Source organism: Mycolicibacterium gadium, from assembly GCF_010728925.1.
Classification (GTDB): Bacteria; Actinomycetota; Actinomycetes; order Mycobacteriales; family Mycobacteriaceae; genus Mycobacterium; species Mycobacterium gadium.
On sequence record NZ_AP022608.1, the window covers coordinates 1,429,908 to 1,444,321 of the forward strand.

22 protein-coding genes and 4 tRNA genes are annotated in these 14,414 nt (G+C 65.0%); 20 read left to right on the plus strand and 6 right to left on the minus strand.

The window, feature by feature from the left end; genetic code table 11:
* Positions 1-24 precede the first annotated feature (24 nt).
* The 5 genes from G6N36_RS30325 (at position 25) to G6N36_RS07030 (ending at position 4,062) form a co-directional block, all read left to right on the plus strand.
* Positions 25-2,547: a phage tail tape measure protein gene (locus G6N36_RS30325; protein WP_372512221.1), complete on the plus strand. Its 2,523-nt coding sequence runs from the start codon at positions 25-27 to the stop codon at positions 2,545-2,547.
* Between the two features lie 207 nt (positions 2,548-2,754).
* The gene (locus tag G6N36_RS07015; RefSeq protein ID WP_163685842.1) at positions 2,755-3,024 is read left to right on the plus strand and encodes a hypothetical protein; all 270 of its coding nucleotides are present in this window, start codon (positions 2,755-2,757) and stop codon (positions 3,022-3,024) included.
* Positions 3,021-3,323 (plus strand): HNH endonuclease, encoded by a 303-nt coding sequence (locus G6N36_RS07020; RefSeq protein ID WP_163685843.1) that lies wholly within the window; start codon positions 3,021-3,023, stop codon positions 3,321-3,323. Before G6N36_RS07015 ends, G6N36_RS07020 begins: the two co-directional genes overlap by 4 nt.
* 141 nt (positions 3,324-3,464) lie before the next feature.
* Positions 3,465-3,800 carry a hypothetical protein gene (locus G6N36_RS07025; RefSeq protein ID WP_163685844.1) on the plus strand — a complete coding sequence of 112 codons (336 nt, stop codon included), beginning with the start codon at positions 3,465-3,467 and terminating at the stop codon, positions 3,798-3,800.
* Entirely contained in the window at positions 3,787-4,062 is a 276-nt protein-coding gene (locus tag G6N36_RS07030) for a hypothetical protein (RefSeq protein WP_163685845.1), read from the plus strand. The genes G6N36_RS07025 and G6N36_RS07030 overlap by 14 nt, the downstream gene beginning before the upstream one ends.
* A 453-nt stretch (positions 4,063-4,515) precedes the next feature.
* On the opposite strand, the gene G6N36_RS07035 is transcribed toward G6N36_RS07030, so the two are convergent.
* The 4 genes from G6N36_RS07035 to G6N36_RS07050 form a co-directional block, all read right to left on the minus strand.
* Positions 4,516-4,803 (minus strand): hypothetical protein, encoded by a 288-nt coding sequence (locus tag G6N36_RS07035; protein WP_163685846.1) that lies wholly within the window; start codon positions 4,801-4,803, stop codon positions 4,516-4,518.
* Between the two features lie 56 nt (positions 4,804-4,859).
* Complete coding sequence (locus G6N36_RS07040; RefSeq protein WP_163685847.1) at positions 4,860-5,105, minus strand: hypothetical protein; 246 nt, start codon at positions 5,103-5,105, stop codon at positions 4,860-4,862.
* Between the two features lie 139 nt (positions 5,106-5,244).
* Positions 5,245-5,316 (minus strand) — tRNA-Val (locus tag G6N36_RS07045).
* 125 nt (positions 5,317-5,441) lie between these two features.
* On the minus strand, positions 5,442-5,699 hold the full coding sequence (locus tag G6N36_RS07050; RefSeq protein WP_163683893.1) for a hypothetical protein: 258 nt from the start codon (positions 5,697-5,699) through the stop codon (positions 5,442-5,444).
* Between G6N36_RS07050 and G6N36_RS07055 the strand changes: the two genes are divergently transcribed.
* The 7 genes from G6N36_RS07055 to G6N36_RS07085 all read left to right on the plus strand — a co-directional run bounded on the left by G6N36_RS07055 (position 5,689) and on the right by G6N36_RS07085 (position 8,224).
* Positions 5,689-5,985 carry a DUF6636 domain-containing protein gene (locus tag G6N36_RS07055; RefSeq protein WP_235689986.1) on the plus strand — a complete coding sequence of 99 codons (297 nt, stop codon included), beginning with the start codon at positions 5,689-5,691 and terminating at the stop codon, positions 5,983-5,985. The two genes, G6N36_RS07050 and G6N36_RS07055, sit on opposite strands and share 11 nt — an antisense overlap.
* A gap of 272 nt (positions 5,986-6,257) precedes the next feature.
* Positions 6,258-6,330: transfer RNA gene (locus G6N36_RS07060), tRNA-Gly, on the plus strand.
* A 28-nt stretch (positions 6,331-6,358) separates the two neighbouring features.
* Positions 6,359-6,432, plus strand: a tRNA-Cys gene (locus G6N36_RS07065).
* A 13-nt stretch (positions 6,433-6,445) separates the two neighbouring features.
* Positions 6,446-6,520, plus strand: a tRNA-Val gene (locus tag G6N36_RS07070).
* Between the two features lie 130 nt (positions 6,521-6,650).
* Entirely contained in the window at positions 6,651-6,947 is a 297-nt protein-coding gene (locus tag G6N36_RS07075) for a hypothetical protein (protein ID WP_163685848.1), read from the plus strand.
* Between the two features lie 131 nt (positions 6,948-7,078).
* Positions 7,079-7,258 (plus strand): hypothetical protein, encoded by a 180-nt coding sequence (locus G6N36_RS07080; protein WP_163685849.1) that lies wholly within the window; start codon positions 7,079-7,081, stop codon positions 7,256-7,258.
* 546 nt (positions 7,259-7,804) lie between these two features.
* Positions 7,805-8,224, plus strand: a complete 420-nt coding sequence (locus tag G6N36_RS07085; RefSeq protein WP_163685850.1) for a hypothetical protein — start codon at positions 7,805-7,807, stop codon at positions 8,222-8,224.
* 10 nt (positions 8,225-8,234) lie between these two features.
* Here G6N36_RS07085 and G6N36_RS07090 read toward each other — a convergent pair whose 3' ends face one another.
* Complete coding sequence (locus G6N36_RS07090; protein WP_163685851.1) at positions 8,235-8,591, minus strand: helix-turn-helix transcriptional regulator; 357 nt, start codon at positions 8,589-8,591, stop codon at positions 8,235-8,237.
* Positions 8,592-8,683: 92 nt separating this feature from the next.
* On the opposite strand from G6N36_RS07090, the gene G6N36_RS07095 reads away from it, so the two are divergent.
* Genes G6N36_RS07095 through G6N36_RS07125 form a run of 7 tightly spaced genes read left to right on the plus strand, consistent with a single transcriptional unit; the run spans position 8,684 to position 12,548 of the window.
* On the plus strand, positions 8,684-9,172 hold the full coding sequence (locus G6N36_RS07095; RefSeq protein ID WP_163685852.1) for an SRPBCC family protein: 489 nt from the start codon (positions 8,684-8,686) through the stop codon (positions 9,170-9,172).
* A 32-nt stretch (positions 9,173-9,204) separates the two neighbouring features.
* Positions 9,205-9,930, plus strand: a complete 726-nt coding sequence (locus G6N36_RS07100) for a Clp protease N-terminal domain-containing protein (RefSeq protein WP_163685853.1) — start codon at positions 9,205-9,207, stop codon at positions 9,928-9,930.
* A gap of 35 nt (positions 9,931-9,965) precedes the next feature.
* Positions 9,966-10,448 carry an RNA polymerase sigma factor gene (locus G6N36_RS07105; RefSeq protein ID WP_179964733.1) on the plus strand — a complete coding sequence of 161 codons (483 nt, stop codon included), beginning with the start codon at positions 9,966-9,968 and terminating at the stop codon, positions 10,446-10,448.
* Positions 10,445-11,038: a methylated-DNA--[protein]-cysteine S-methyltransferase gene (locus G6N36_RS07110; protein WP_163685855.1), complete on the plus strand. Its 594-nt coding sequence runs from the start codon at positions 10,445-10,447 to the stop codon at positions 11,036-11,038. Before G6N36_RS07105 ends, G6N36_RS07110 begins: the two co-directional genes overlap by 4 nt.
* Positions 11,039-11,074: 36 nt before the next feature.
* Positions 11,075-11,497 carry a PPOX class F420-dependent oxidoreductase gene (locus tag G6N36_RS07115; RefSeq protein ID WP_163685856.1) on the plus strand — a complete coding sequence of 141 codons (423 nt, stop codon included), beginning with the start codon at positions 11,075-11,077 and terminating at the stop codon, positions 11,495-11,497.
* A 40-nt stretch (positions 11,498-11,537) separates the two neighbouring features.
* The gene (locus tag G6N36_RS07120) at positions 11,538-12,053 is read left to right on the plus strand and encodes a hypothetical protein (RefSeq protein ID WP_163685857.1); all 516 of its coding nucleotides are present in this window, start codon (positions 11,538-11,540) and stop codon (positions 12,051-12,053) included.
* Between the two features lie 15 nt (positions 12,054-12,068).
* Positions 12,069-12,548, plus strand: coding sequence for a GNAT family N-acetyltransferase (locus G6N36_RS07125; protein WP_163685858.1), 480 nt, complete (start codon positions 12,069-12,071; stop codon positions 12,546-12,548).
* Here the strand turns inward: G6N36_RS07125 and zapE are convergent.
* The gene (gene zapE / locus G6N36_RS07130; protein WP_163685859.1) at positions 12,524-13,561 is read right to left on the minus strand and encodes a cell division protein ZapE; all 1,038 of its coding nucleotides are present in this window, start codon (positions 13,559-13,561) and stop codon (positions 12,524-12,526) included. The two genes, G6N36_RS07125 and zapE, sit on opposite strands and share 25 nt — an antisense overlap.
* Positions 13,562-13,586: 25 nt before the next feature.
* Between zapE and G6N36_RS07135 the strand changes: the two genes are divergently transcribed.
* Positions 13,587-14,378, plus strand: a complete 792-nt coding sequence (locus G6N36_RS07135; RefSeq protein WP_163690507.1) for a pyrimidine reductase family protein — start codon at positions 13,587-13,589, stop codon at positions 14,376-14,378.
* The last annotated feature ends 36 nt before the right edge of the window (positions 14,379-14,414 follow it).

Here is a 14,414-nt window from a genome sequence, read left to right on the forward strand (position 1 = left end):
GCTCTCCGTTCGGTCGATGATGATATGCGTCGCGCTGGTCAGCGGTGGGGCCGCGAGATTGACCGGGGCATCGGCGACCGCCACAAAATCGACGTAGACGCTGACACTGCACAAGCCCGCCGCAAGGTCGCCGACCTCGACCGCGACATAAACAAGCGGCGGACCGTGGAAATCGACGTAGACGCCTCAAGGGTGGGTCCGGCGATGAGCGCGATGTCTGGGCAAGTCTCCGGGGTCACCGACTCGTTTACCGGGCTTGGGGCCGCGATCAGCGCACTCGGCAAGGTCGGCGGACCTATCGTGATGGTCGGTTTGGCTGGTGCCTTGGTGGAGGTCGCCGGGGTGGCCGCCGCCGCCTCTCAAGCCTTGCTGGTGCTTCCGGCGGCAGCCGGTGCCGCCGGTGCCGCGTTCGGCACGCTCAAGCTGGGGATGATGGGCTTCACCGACGCAATGGAGTCCATTCGCGATCCGGAGAAGTTCGCCGCCGCGCTGCAATCCCTCGCCCCGAACGCGCAGCAGGCAGCGTTGGCGATACAGGCGATTCTGCCAGCGTTCGACCAACTCAAGAACGCCACGCAGGACGCCTTGTTCGCCGGTGTCGGGCCGACCCTGAACAACCTGGCCAACCAATTCCTCCCCCAGATTCAGCAGATGACGACGGGCATCGCCGGGGCGTTCAACACCGCCTTTCAGGGTGTCGCCGCCCAGTTGATGACACCCGAAACGCAGACAGCGATAACCACTTTCATGTCGAACGTGGTGACCGCATTCCAAGCACTGGCCCCGGCGGCGGCCCCGTTCACCCAAGCGATGGCGCAACTCATGTCGGTCGGTTCGACGTTCCTGCCGCAGATCGCAGGCGCGATAACCACTGTCGCCCAACAATTCTCTGCCTGGGTGAGCCAAAAAACGGCGACCGGCGAACTAGCGATGTGGCTCCAACAAGGCTTGGACACGGTAGGCCAGTTGGCCGGTCTGCTGCCGACCTTGGTGTCGGCGTTCTTCAAGCTCGCCCCCATCGGCGCGGCGATACTGCCTGACATCGCGAGACTGCTCGGCCATATTGAGGACATCATGCCGGTGATCGGCGCGGCCGCCGTGGCGTTGGGTCCGGCGTTCGGCGTGTGGGAGGCCGCGACACTGAGTGTCAAGGCTGCCGTGGATCTGGTGTCGGCGGCGTTCGACGTGATCCCCAGAGCGGTTGAGGCCGCAGTGAATTCGGCGATTGGCATACTGAACACGTTCACCGCAGCGATCAACAGGGTGCTGGAACCGATCCGGTCGATTGCCAACCTCGCCGGGATCAGCATCGGCAACATTCCGGCCGTGGCGAACATCAACTTGAACGGCGGCGGCGGCGGTTCGACGCTGCCGACCCCGGCCCCCGGGCAACCCCAGGCGGGCGGCGGCCCGAACGCTCAGCGGGAACGTCGGGGACTGCCGCCCGTGGCCCCCGCAGCGCCTGTCGTCCCGGCCTATCCGGCCTCTGGCTACACGGTGCCGACACCGACACCGGCCGTGACACCGAGCAGCGCAGCCACCGCCACGACAGCGGCACCGGTCTACTCGGCGGCATCGCCGACCACAGGCAGCGGATTCAGCGACGAAGCTCTGCTGTCGATGGTTCCTTCCGGCCAGTATTCGCAGACCGGGTCAGCGGACCTGGCCCAAGGGCTCGGCGACTGCTCAAGCGCCGTCGAAGATCTGATAAACGTGTTGCAGGGCCGCCCCACAGCAGGCCGGTCCATGTCGACCGCCAACGCCGCAGAATGGTTAACCTCACGCGGATTCGTGCAGGGCACCGGCGGCCCCGGCGACTTCCGCGTCGGATTCGACGGCGGACACATGGAAGCGACACTCCCCGGCGGCACCAACTTCAACTGGGGTTCGTCGGAGGCGGCGGCGCGCGGCGGTCGCGGCGGTCGCGGCGCGAACACATTCCCCAACCAGTACTACCTGCCCGTCACGGCCAGCACAAGCAGCGCAAACCCGGCCGCTGCCGCCTACCCGCCCGGCATGCCGCACGGCACCCAAGAGTCACCGGTGGTGGTCACCCCCGCCAAATCGGCAAGCGGCGCACAACAACTGGGCGCTGATTTCATGGGCGGCCTACTCGAAATCTTCGGCCTCGACGGCACCCTGTTCAGCAACCCGGCCGAATTCGGGTTGATGAAATTGCTTCGCGGTGTCATGGGGCTGCGTCCCGCCGACAGTGGCGGCGGCAACGCGGCGGCCGCGATGGACGGCGGCGGCGGCGGGCTCAGCGGCCTGCTGTCCAGCATTCCGCAGCCTTTCGGCGCTCTCGGCGTGGTGCCCGAGCGCAACGCGCCCGGACAGTTCATGCCCGCGATGCCGGAATCGGACCAGGGCGGCGTCATCAGCCGCGCGTTCGCACCAGCCGGAGCACCCGGCCCCGGCAACCAAATCGACAACAGCATCAACATCGTCAACCCTGTCGGCCCGCAACAGTTCCGGGAAGGGTTCGACGCCGCACAGTCCGCCCAGTACCCGCGAATGAGGCAACCTTTGCGGAATTTACCGCGCTAAACGGAAGGCAAACCACATGACCGATTCATTCGACACCTACCCCGATGAGTGGGCGATACAGCTAGCCACCCCACAACAACGCAGCGTCATCCGATCCGCTAGCGGTCAGTGCGAACTCAACTACACCGGCTGCACCGGCCGAGCAGTCACCACATCAGCGACCATCACAACCGACCCCGTCCACCAGCAGCGCGCAGCCTGCCAATCATGCAGCGACAGAAGGCGATGACAATGCGCGTGACCAAGCTCTACCCCGAGTTAAGACGCAGCCTCACTGAGTACGACGTTGAGGAACTAGTCGCGCGGCTGCCCGAACTGCTCGCATACGGCGAACCAATCACCGTCACCGACACCGGTCAGCAGCCCTGGGTGCTTGTGCCAGCCGAGTTCTACGACACCCTGATCGCGGCGTGGGCGGGCCTCAACAGTTGGATTGAAGCACGCCGCCAGCAGTCAGAACCCCTTCCGAAACTATGAGCACATGGGGACAACGAGGCGTACCCCGCCACAAACGCAGACGCATCCTCAACCGCGACCACCACGAATGCCAACTCAGGCTGCCCGGCTGCCTCATCGACGCCACCGAGATAGACGACATCATCCCCGCCGCTGTCTCCGGTGTCTCACGCGCCGATGCACCAGACGACAACCTGCAAGCCGTCTGCCACCAATGCCATGCAGCAAAGAGCGAGCACGAACGACGCACCGCCCACGCCGCCTACTACCAGCGTCGCCGAGAACGCCGCCAACACCTGAAACCACACCCCGGAGACTGAAACGGTGGACGCTGAAACCCGTTGCGACACATGCCCCTGGGACACGACTCCGCCCTCAGGGTCGACATGCCCCTTGTCTCATAGCGGTGCAGACAGTGAGCATCGCAGCGTCAAAACCCACACCCGAAAGGAGGCTCACTCATGGCAGCATCCCGAGTGACTGCCGGTAAGCGCATTGTCCGCGTGCTGAACAAGTCGCTGCGCGACGGCACCGAATGGACCGAAGCTGAAACCCTGACACTGGGCCTGATCGAGGCGGCCGCCGACCGGCTGGCAGTGCTCAAGGAGCTTTTCGCGGCTGAGGTCGCGAAACCGGTGCAGTCCACGCGGAGGATCACAGAGGTGTCAGCGGAGCTGAGGCAGACCGAAGCCAGCGTTCAGAAGTGGATCGCGGCGCTTGACCCCGACATGGCGAGGCAGCCGAAGTCTCGGCGGCATCAGCAGGCGGCTTGGTCGCGGTGGCATGGCACGGGTTAAGGCCCGCAGCGCCGAGGCAGGGTTGCGTGAGTATCTGTTGGAGCGGGCGGTTGCGTTCCGTGATCGGTGCGGGCGGCTCAGTGATGAGGCTTACGCCGAACTCAGTAAGCCGATAGATCAGCTTGTCGGTTGTGAGCCGTACCGGTTGCACGGCTGGGAACTGCCCGAAGGCCATCCCGCGCTGGCCGACTACGGGCTGGGCGCTGATCTGCTGCTGGGCAGCGATGACCAGTTGCGGCTGCATGGGTCCTCTCTCGGATGATTATTTCTCCACGGAGAAGTTCGTAGAGAAACTGCGCTGCACCTAACGCTTCCAATACTTCTTCGTCGGTTAGGTTTTCGCCGTGTTCCGCAAGGGCTGCGGAACACTGTTGAATATCTTTCAAATACTTCGTCATGCTAGGCCGGTCCCGGTCATCCTCGGCGAGTCGCTTCTTCACGGCTTCGAGGCTGCGTACAAACTCGTCGCCTGTTGCCGTAACGGTCGGGGCGTTACGGTTCCGGTAGGCCCGCTGGCGGCAGGCTGACGAGCAGTAGGCGGCGGTGGACCGGGCCGACGAGAACTCGGCACCGCACTCGGTGCAGGTTGCGATACTCATTCCGTTAGCGTAACAGAGTGGTTGTTACGGTAACGGGATCGACCTGGGCTCGCCGACTACGGGCTGAACGCTGATCTGATGCTCACTGCCGATGACGAGTTACTGCCGACCCGGAATCAGATATAGGGGTCGAGGCGGTGACGCCACGCGACTCGCTCGTCATCACGGTCAAGCCATGTGATTTCCAACTCCGGCTGCGTCGTGAGGCCGACGCGATTGAGCCTGATCTGAAAGGATTCACCGTTCGCGACGGACGGCACGCATCGAACGTAGCTCTTGCCGTTGCGGTCGAGCATCGCGCGGAACGCTTTGACTTCAACGTCGCGCGCATCGGCTCCGGTGCGATTCGTCAGACAGAAGAGAATGCCGCTCACATGGTCGAGGGGCCAGAGGTCAATCTCCACGTCCGCGACGCTAACAGGTGAACCCGGCCCGGCCCACGCCTTGTCACGACGTTGTCTCAAGTGTGTTCGGTGTAGATGCCGTCGACAGTTAGCCCGGAGGCCCGCATTTGCAGCAGGCCGTCTACGTGGCGGCGGGCGGCGGTCTCGGTGTAGTGAGACTGCCGCAGTTCGGTCGGTTTCCCGCTCCGCAGTTCGGTCCATTCGGTGCGCCAGAGCACGGTGCCTGGGTGGGACGTGTGGTCGCCGGGGGTGGGCTCGGTGGTCCGGGTCAGTGCTACCCGTGTCACGCGCTTGACGATCACCAGGGCAACGGTAGAAGCACGCACCGACACGGCAAGGGGCGGTGCGCAGGCAATGCGGGCGAATGACGCGTTTGGCATGTATTTGGCACGCGTTGCACGCAGTGTCTTGAAAACATGGTCTGAAATGGGCTGATACTTGTGGTCCCGACTGGGATCGAACCAGTGACCTTCCGCGTGTGAGGCGGACGCTCTCCCCCTGAGCTACGAGACCGGGGAGCTCGACCGAAGGTCGAACGAGGTCGAAGATTAGCACGGTCGCGGCTTTCGGCCCGAATTCCTTTTCGCAATGGGCGTCCCAGCATTTCACCGTTCGTCGCCCCCTCCCGCGTTGCCGGGCTATCGTCGCGCCGTGGCCCCACCTGGCAGACCTCCGACATCCGCAGTTGCCAGTGCGGTCGCCTTGCTCGTCGTTTCCGGGTGCACCAACTCCTCCAGTCCTGAGGCCACAAGCTCCTCGTCGGTGGCGGCACAGGCGTCCGTACCCCAGTCCGCCCCGCCGACGTCGACAGCCAAACCCAAGCCGGTGGACCGAGAGGTTTCCGAGTTCACCGGGTTCATCTCCCCGACCGGCAATGTCGCCTGCATGATCGTCATGGACCTGGCCCGCTGCGACATCATCGACCGGGACTGGTCACCGCCGCCTCGCCCTGCGGATTGCGAGTTCGACTACGGACACGGGATCGAGATCGTCGCCGGCCAACCAGCTTCCTTCGTATGCGCCGGTGACACCGTCTTCGGCGCCGACGAGGTGCTGCCGTACGGCGATGCGATCACCGCGGGCCCGTTGCGGTGCGAAAGCGCGGACTCCGGTATCACGTGTCGCGACGCCGACACCGGACACGGCTTCACGATTGCGCTCGATGCCTACCAGCTGTTTTGACGCAGGCCACGTTCGTTGTGCGGGCGACACCGCGATGACGACGGGTAACCCTTTGGCGTTCGGCGACAAGATCGTTGCGGGTTCAATCGAGTGCTCGAGCGCCCCGTCGGGCATCACCTGCTGGGATTTTCAGTACGGCGGAGAGTTCTCGCTCTCCCGCGAGGCCTACCATCTGGGGTGACACAAACGGTTTCGAAGCAAGGGATTTGTGGTGTCTTGCTCGGGTCGACTATTGTCGTCCTTCGCGACGGGCGGCACGCCGTTCGTGGCGTGCGGATGTAGCGCAGTTGGTAGCGCATCACCTTGCCAAGGTGAGGGTCGCGGGTTCGAATCCCGTCATCCGCTCGAAGGGTGCAGTGGCATCAACCCCCGCGGTGGAGTGGCCGAGTGGTGAGGCAACGGCCTGCAAAGCCGTGCACACGGGTTCGATTCCCGTCTCCACCTCCAACGAGGTTTCCCGGCGCGATTAGCTCAGCGGGAGAGCGCTTCCCTGACACGGAAGAGGTCACTGGTTCAATCCCAGTATCGCGCACCACATAGCCGCTGTTCAGCGGCTATTTTTTCGCCCGTGTGCTGGGCTTTTAGAAACTTCCAAGGTCTACCGTGAAGACTCAGCCCGCTACGGGTGTCAGGCGATACCGGGCTGCAACGAGAGGCACAGCGCTATGAAGGCAACAAAGAGAATCGCGGTCGCAGGCGCCATATCAGGCGTAATGGGTTTGGCCGCAGTCGGATTCGGGTCGGGTGCGGCGTATGCCGACCCCGACATGGATGACATTGCACCCCTCATTCCCGGAGGGCTCAGCGAGGACTGGCAGTCCTATCTGCCGCTGCTCGACAACGTCGCCGACGTCGGCAGCATCGCCGGCCTCGGAGAGCTCGGCAACATCCCGGTCCTCGGCGACATCGGCAACATCATTCCCGCACAGGATCTTCTGGGACTCGCCGCGGGGCTGGGTTAGACAGCCACGCGCAACAGACGCCGGCCCGCTACTACCCCCCGAGTGGCGGGCCGGCCCATGTTCCAAGAAAGATCCAAGGCCGACGACCGATGCTGATGGCAGTCAGTAAGCCAACTCGTCGGGAGCAAGTCATGAGCATCAGGCACGCCGCCGCAGCCACCGCAGCCGTCGCATTCGTCGGGTTCGGCGCATTCGCGTCGGCTCTGACCTCGAGCGAGTCGGCCGCCACCAGTACGACACCTGAGATGGCCAGCGTCCACTCCTGGGGCGAACTTTTCGCGCCTGCCCCGCAGGATGAAATCAACCGCTGAGCACCGCACACTCGCCCAGCCATTCCCGCACCGTTTCCGTGCGCAACGAAAGTTGCGCCGCACGGGGATTTTGGCCGGTCGCCGCCCGTAAAGCTAGGCAATACGGTTTGCCCTGGTGATTAGGCTCGCAGTGTTCGGGCTATCTAATTTAATGGGCCTTCCGCCTTGCATCCAATTCGCACACCCGGCGCAGGTGGCTGGCCCAGCGAAGCCCCCGCGCTGGGGTCGGGGGCTTCGCACCCAAAGGCACCGATTCCTCACCTGGGTGTCGCCAAGCCGCGGTGTGGGTACCTACCAGGCATGGCGAGTGAAGCGTTGTTCGCGACTGCGGGTCTTTTCGGACTGTTTGTCGCCATGTTGTCGGGAGCGTTGTGGGACTCACCTCTGACGACGGCGCCGATCCGCCGTTATCGTTCACAGGGCCGGCACTCGATGCCTCGGTGACCGGCCTCTGACGCGTCCGTCATCGAGGCGAAAGCACTCGTGCATCTCGGGCACCGATTACGCTCTGAATGCCAACCCATCAAGACGACCAAGGGGTGGGAATTGATTCGCGAGTTCATCGCCGCCGCAGCGATCGCCGGCGCTGCCATCAGCGCTGCTCCGCTGGCTGCCGCCGACAACCTGGCCTATCCCGACACCCCTGGGCGCTATCCGTCTGATGTGCCCGGCATGAACTACGACGCGCACCTCACCGCGCCGTGCACCAACCTGGAGCGGTTCACGTTCGGTCGCGGCCCCGGCGGCGAAGTCCTGCAGTGCCGTTGGATCGAGAACCAGTGGCCGCCCATCTACACCGGCTTCTGGGTCGCCACCTATGAGCTGTTCGGCGTGCAGGAAACCGGCGCGCCGTGCCCCAAACCCCAAGCGGCAGCGCAACATCCCGACGGACGTCCGATGCTGTGCCTGGGCGCTCGGGGGTGGCAGCCCGGAATCTTCACCCGCGAGGGCTTTTTCCCGAGGTAAACGAGAGCAGTCAACCGCGCAGCGTCTCGCTCGGCGAGTTGCCGAACCTACGCTTGTACATACTGCTGAACCGCCCCGCATGCCCGAACCCCCACCGGCCCGCGATGGCCATCACGGTGTCGACCGACGGGTCGGCGGCTTGCAATTCGCGGTGCGCCCTATTGAGTCTCAGCCCACGCAGATACTCCAGCGGCGTCGCGCCGACATAGCGCCGGAACGTGTACTGGACGGATCGCGGTGTGACGTTCACTGAAGCCGCGATGTCGCTCAGCGTGATATCGCGATGCGCGTTCTCGTGGATGAATGCCATCGCCTGCCGCAGTAGTACGGGCTTGGTGGTCGTCGGGTCGACTGGTTCAGTGGACATTTCGCTTTCAGTGGACATTTCGCTCGAACTATTACCCGCATACTTAGCCCTAAAACGGGCTCGACACAGATCACACCTGAGACGATCGAGCGATGACCGAACGTATCGAGGTGTCACGCACCATCCCCGCCCCCGCCGCCGACATCTTCGCTGTGTTGTGCGACCCGCAGGGCCACGTCGCAATCGACGCCACCGGGATGCTGCAGGACGCTGACGGCGATCCCGCCCGCGCGGTCGGCGACAGCTTCGTCGTACACATGGATCGCGAGGCGCTCAATGACTATCCGCTCGGCAAGTACGACGTCACCGTCTCCATCACCGAGTTCGAGCAGGACCGGCTGATCGCGTGGACCATCTTCGGTCAACTCAAGCCGGATATCGGGCATGTCTACGGCTACCGCTTGGAGCCGGTCGAGGGCGGAACGTTGGTGACGTCGTTCTACGACTGGTCGAACATCGACCAGCATTGGCGCGATGCCAACATCTTTCCGATTGTTTCGGAGCTCGCGTTGCGCGGCACCCTGGGCATCCTCGATCGCACGGTCAGACGCGGCTACCCCAAGGCGTCAACCAAAGGTTGACGAAAGCCAGCCGTCAACCTAGCGTTGACGCCATGACCGAGCCTTCGAAGATCACCAACCCCGTCCGCCTCGACGACCTCATCCACGTCATCAAGAAGGTGCACGACGAACCGCTCGAGCAACTCACCGACGCAGTACTGGCCGCCGAGTCCCTCGGCGAGATCGCCGACCACCTGATCGGCCACTTCGTCGATCAGGCCCGCCGGTCGGGGGCGTCATGGACCGAGATCGGCAAGTGCATGGGTGTGACCAAGCAGGCCGCCCAGAAGCGGTTTGTCCCCAAGACTCCCAACGACGCCGACGCGCTCGATCCCAATAACGGCTTCAGCCGGTTCACCCCGCGCGCACGCAACGTCATCGTCGAAGCCCAGAACAAGGCCCACGAAGCGCGCAACAGCGAGATCACCCCCGACCACCTGCTGTTGGCGATGTTCGTCGATCCCGACGCACTCGCGGTGAAGCTGCTCGCCGGCCAGGCCGTCGATGCCAGCAAGGTCAGCACGGCGGTGTCGCTGCCCTCGGCCGCCGACGGCGAGTTGCCCGCGCTGACGCCATTCGACGGCGCGGCGAAGAAGGTGCTCGAATTGACGTTCAGGCAGGCACTTCGCCTGGGCCACAACTACGTTGGCACCGAGCACATCGTGCTCGCCCTGCTCGAGGCCGAGGACGATGACGGCCCACTGCACCGCTTGGGCGTTGACCGTGCGCGCTTCGAAAACGACCTGACGACCGCGCTGGAGCCGTTCACCAAAAGCTGATCTCACAACGCGCAGGGTCGCGACGTCTACAGAATGTGAAGGTGCGCCCGTTCGAAGAGGTAGTCGCCGAACACGGCGCGACGGTGCTGCGGGTGTGTCGTGCCGTGGTCGGACCTCTGGACGCCGAGGACGCCTGGTCGGAAACCTTCCTTTCGGCGCTGCGGGCCTACCCGAAGCTCCCCGCCGACGCGAACGTCGAGGCGTGGCTGGTGACCATCGCGCACCGCCGTGCACTCGACGTGGGACGCGCCCGCAGCCGACGGCCGGTGCCCACCGACACCCTGCCCGAGCACCCCACACCGCACGCCGACCCGGCGACCCGAGACCCCGACCTGTGGGCGGCGCTACGACAACTGCCGACCAAGCAACGCCAGGCCGTCGCCTACCACCACATCGCCGGCCTGCCGTTCGCCGAGATCGCCCCACTACTCGACAACTCCCCCGACGCCGCCCGGCGCGCTGCCGCCGACGGCATCAAGACGCTGCGAAAAATCTACTCGAAGGACGAAATACCATGAGCACCAATATCTTCGACGAACTGCATGCCGATGAAGACACGATGTCCCGGTTGCACACCCGGCTAGAACAGGCGGCAGAAGCCGACGGGGCGCTCGACGTCGCCTACCGCACGATCGACACCCCGGTCGGCACGCTCCTGCTGGCCGCGACGTCGGTCGGCCTGGTTCGCGTGGCATACGACATCGAGGGCCACGACGCGGTCCTCAACCGGCTCGCCGACGCCGTGAGCCCCCGGATTCTGCGCTCTCCATTGCGACTCGAGGACGTTGCACGGCAGATCGATGAGTATTTCGCCAAGCGCCGCACCGCTTTCGACGTCCGGGTCGATCTCCGGCTGGCCGACGGCTTCCGGCGCGATGTCGTCGAGCACTTGCGCGACATCGGTTACGGCCGCCGGGAAAGCTATGCGACCGTCGCCGCGGCGATCGGCCGTCCGCGCGCGGTCCGCGCCGTCGGCACAGCCTGCGCCCATAACCCGCTCCCGGTGGTCATCCCCTGTCATCGCGTCGTGCGCTCCGACGGGTCGGCGGGTCTGTACGTCGGCGGGCCTCTGGCCAAATCGACACTGCTCGAACTCGAAGCCGGCTGAGGGAATGAACCGGCACCCTCAGCCGTAGGACATCGCATGAAGCTCAACGACGCCGCCCGCCAGCTCATCGGGGCGGGCACCGACGCGATCTTGGTTACGCTCAACCCCGACGGCAGCCCGCAGGTCTCCACGATCTGGATGGCGCTGGAGTCGACGCCCGACGGCGACGAGCTCGTCTCGGCCCACCTCAACGAATACCGGAAGACCCGCAACGTGCGCCGCGATCCGCGCGTGGCGGTCACGATCCTGGGCCCCGAGCGGCCCGGGCAACTCAGGGATTATCTGGCGGTCACCGGAGTGGCGCGGATCGTCGAAGGCGGCGCTCCGGAACTGCTCAAGCAGCTGGCCAAGGTGATGTTGGGCAGCGACGAGCACTTCCCGCCGCCCAACGCGCCGGCCGGACTGCTCACGCGGGTCCGCATCGAGAAGATCGGCGGCTCGGGGCCGTGGGTGTCCTGAAGCGGCTGTAACACGTTTCAGTCTGTGAAATCATGCGTGCATGCGTCGCTGGTTCGTCCTCCTTGCCGCCATGTTGGTGACCCTCGCCGGCCTCGCGGCCGCGCCCGCCCAGGCTGCGCCCGACGAGGCGGAGTCCGTGCCCTCGCCCATCGGCCGGCTCGGAGAGACGCTGCAGATCAACTTCGAGGGCCTGGTTGCCAACATCACCGTCAACAGCCTGGCTCCCTCACCGATCCCGCCCGGATTCGGCTACCCGCCGCGAGCACCCCGGTATGAGGTGTGGCGCGCTCAGATCACCGTCAACCCCGTCAAGGTGCCTACGCCCTACGCCCAAGCGATCACGTATCAGTTCCGTGGCGTCACCGCGACGGGAGACTCCTACGAGCCGCGCAACACCGACGCACCAGACTCGCTGACACTCGCGCTGATGAACGCTCCGGCCGGTTCTACCGTCAGCGGTGGGGTCTGGTGGGACTGCTATCGCGACCTCATCTCCAACGTCATCCTGCTCGACAAGGTCACCGGGCAACACCTTGCGCAGTGGAATGTGGCCTAGGTATTGCACTTTGACGTGACCCCGGCCGTCGTGGCCGATCTTCCCGAACTCGTCGACGTCGCCGCGCGAACGTTTCCGCTGGCGTGCCCTCCATCGGTGAGCGTCGACAACATCGCCGCGTTCATTGACGAGAACCTGTCCGAGGACCGGTTTCGCGGATACCTCGCCGATCCTGATCGGGCAGTGCTCGTCGTCCGTGAGGAGGCGCGAATGGTCGGCTACGCCATGCTGGTTCGCGCCGACGACGGCATCGAACTCTCGAAGATCTACGTGCTGCCGGGCAGCCACGGCGCGGGCGCCTCTGCGTCGCTGATGGCGGCCGCGTTGAGTACCGCCAAAGAACTGGGCGCCGAGTCGGTGTGGCTCGGTGTCAACCAACAAAACGAACGCGCCCAACGCTTTTACGCCAAACAGGGGTTCACCATCACTGGAACCCGCACGTTTCAGCTCGGCGAGAGCGTCGAAAACGACTACGTGATGGTCCGACCCGTCTGACCCGCTGCCGTCAAGGCAAGCAGTCGTGATGTCGCGCGTAGATACTTCTTACGGAACCCGCCCGCGAGCATCTCCTCGCTGAAGACGGCGTCCATTTTCGACCCGGACGCGACGACCGGAATGCCCGCGTCGTAGAGCCGGTCGGTCAGCGAAACCAGTCGCAATGCAACGTTCTGGTCGTCGATCCCATGCACGCCCGTGATGAACACCTCGGACACACCTTCGATCAGCGTCAGATACCGCGACGGGTGCATGGTGGCCAGATGGGCGCACAGCGCGTCGAAGTCGTCCAGCGTCGCACCCGGGGTGCGTGCCGCACGGGTCGCAACCTCGTTGTCGCTCAACGGTTCCGGAGCAGCAGGCAGATCGCGGTGCCGGTAGTCGGGTCCGTCGATCCGCACCGTCGTGAAAATCGCTGCGAGGGTGTTGATCTCGCGCAGGAAGTCCTGTGCCGCGAACCGTCCCTCCCCCAACTGCTCGGGCAGCGTGTTCGACGTGGCCGCCACCGACACCCCGCGCTCGACGAGTTGTGACAGCAGCCGCGAGATCAGCGTGGTGTTTCCCGGATCGTCGAGTTCGAATTCGTCGATGCACACGACGACGTAACCGGCCAGCAGCTCGATGCATTCGACGAAGCCGAAAACGCTCGCCAACTGCGTCAACTCGCCGAACGTCGCGAATGCCTTGGGTTCAGGCAGCTCGTAGTACGACGACGCCAACAGGTGGGTCTTCCCGACGCCGAAGCCGCCGTCGAGATAAATCCCGACGCCGGGCAGCACCTCACGTCTGCCGAACAACTTCTTCTTGCCGGCCCGTCGCTCGACCGCCTGCGCGCAGAATTGTCGGCAGACCTGCACCGCCGCGGCCTGCGTCGGCTCGGCAGAATCGGGGAGATAGGTGTCGAAGCTGACGTCGGCGAACGTCGGCGGCGGGGTCAGCTGAGCGATCAACCGATCCGGCGTGACCTTGGGATGCCGGTCGATTAAATGACCGACATCGACGGACCCCTGCATGCACGCACCCTATCGACGTGTTGCAATGCTGTTCATGGCCGATACCACCGCCGGCGTGCAATTCACCGCGTTAGGACCCGACGGTCCCGCGATAGACGGCGCCGACGGCCGGCTGTCCGACTTCTACGCGTACCCCGACGATCTGCAAACGTGCTGGGTCCGCGGCAACATGATCGCCAGCCTCGACGGGGGCGCCACCGCCGACGGCAAGGCCGGCGGTCTGGCCGGGGCCGGTGACCGCAGTATGTTCGCCCTCATGCGCCACAGCGCGGACGTCATCCTGGTCGGTGCCGCCACCGTGCGGATCGAGAACTACTCCGGCGCCCAGGTGCCACTCGCCGCGCGCAACGCACGGCAACGCCGCGGACAAAACGAAGTGCCGCCCATCGCTGTCGTCACGCGCACCGGCGTTCTCGACCCCGACGCCCTGTTCTTCACCCGCACCGAGGTGCCACCGCTGATCCTGACGTGCGCCGACTCCGTCGACGACACCCTTCGGCGGCTGGGTACGGTGTCCGAGGTGCTCAACGCGTCCGGACCACGATCCGATGCCGTCGACGGCGCCACCGTCCTGAAGCTCCTCGCCGAACGCAAGCTGTTCCGCGTGCTCACCGAGGGCGGCCCGCTGCTGCTCAGCCAGTTGATCGAGGATGACCTGCTCGACGAACTCTGCCTGACGTTGGCGCCCATCCTGATCGGCGGCTCCGGCAGGCGCATCGCGGCGGGCGCCGGCGAGGTGCACGCCAACATGCGGCCCGCACACCTGCTGTCCGACGACGAGGGCTACCTCTACACCCGCTACGTTCGGGCACGCTGACGCACCAGGAGCCGTTGGGCAACGAGGATCCACCAC

Bases quoted from the DNA above. Each gene is read 5' to 3' on its own strand.
- G6N36_RS30325 (WP_372512221.1), top strand. From the start codon at position 25: ATGCGTCGCGCTGGTCAGCGGTGGGGCCGCGAGATTGACCGGGGCATC.
- G6N36_RS07015 (WP_163685842.1), top strand. From the start codon at position 2,755: ATGCAGCGACAGAAGGCGATGACAATGCGCGTGACCAAGCTCTACCCC.
- G6N36_RS07020 (WP_163685843.1), top strand. From the start codon at position 3,021: ATGAGCACATGGGGACAACGAGGCGTACCCCGCCACAAACGCAGACGC.
- G6N36_RS07025 (WP_163685844.1), top strand. From the start codon at position 3,465: ATGGCAGCATCCCGAGTGACTGCCGGTAAGCGCATTGTCCGCGTGCTG.
- G6N36_RS07030 (WP_163685845.1), top strand. From the start codon at position 3,787: ATGGCACGGGTTAAGGCCCGCAGCGCCGAGGCAGGGTTGCGTGAGTAT.
- G6N36_RS07055 (WP_235689986.1), top strand. From the start codon at position 5,689: ATGATCGTCATGGACCTGGCCCGCTGCGACATCATCGACCGGGACTGG.
- G6N36_RS07050 (WP_163683893.1), bottom strand. From the start codon at position 5,699: ATGACGATCATGCAGGCGACATTGCCGGTCGGGGAGATGAACCCGGTG.
- G6N36_RS07075 (WP_163685848.1), top strand. From the start codon at position 6,651: ATGAAGGCAACAAAGAGAATCGCGGTCGCAGGCGCCATATCAGGCGTA.
- G6N36_RS07080 (WP_163685849.1), top strand. From the start codon at position 7,079: ATGAGCATCAGGCACGCCGCCGCAGCCACCGCAGCCGTCGCATTCGTC.
- G6N36_RS07090 (WP_163685851.1), bottom strand. From the start codon at position 8,591: ATGTCCACTGAACCAGTCGACCCGACGACCACCAAGCCCGTACTACTG.
- G6N36_RS07095 (WP_163685852.1), top strand. From the start codon at position 8,684: ATGACCGAACGTATCGAGGTGTCACGCACCATCCCCGCCCCCGCCGCC.
- G6N36_RS07100 (WP_163685853.1), top strand. From the start codon at position 9,205: ATGACCGAGCCTTCGAAGATCACCAACCCCGTCCGCCTCGACGACCTC.
- G6N36_RS07110 (WP_163685855.1), top strand. From the start codon at position 10,445: ATGAGCACCAATATCTTCGACGAACTGCATGCCGATGAAGACACGATG.
- G6N36_RS07115 (WP_163685856.1), top strand. From the start codon at position 11,075: ATGAAGCTCAACGACGCCGCCCGCCAGCTCATCGGGGCGGGCACCGAC.
- G6N36_RS07120 (WP_163685857.1), top strand. From the start codon at position 11,538: ATGCGTCGCTGGTTCGTCCTCCTTGCCGCCATGTTGGTGACCCTCGCC.
- zapE (WP_163685859.1), bottom strand. From the start codon at position 13,561: ATGCAGGGGTCCGTCGATGTCGGTCATTTAATCGACCGGCATCCCAAG.
- G6N36_RS07135 (WP_163690507.1), top strand. From the start codon at position 13,587: ATGCTGTTCATGGCCGATACCACCGCCGGCGTGCAATTCACCGCGTTA.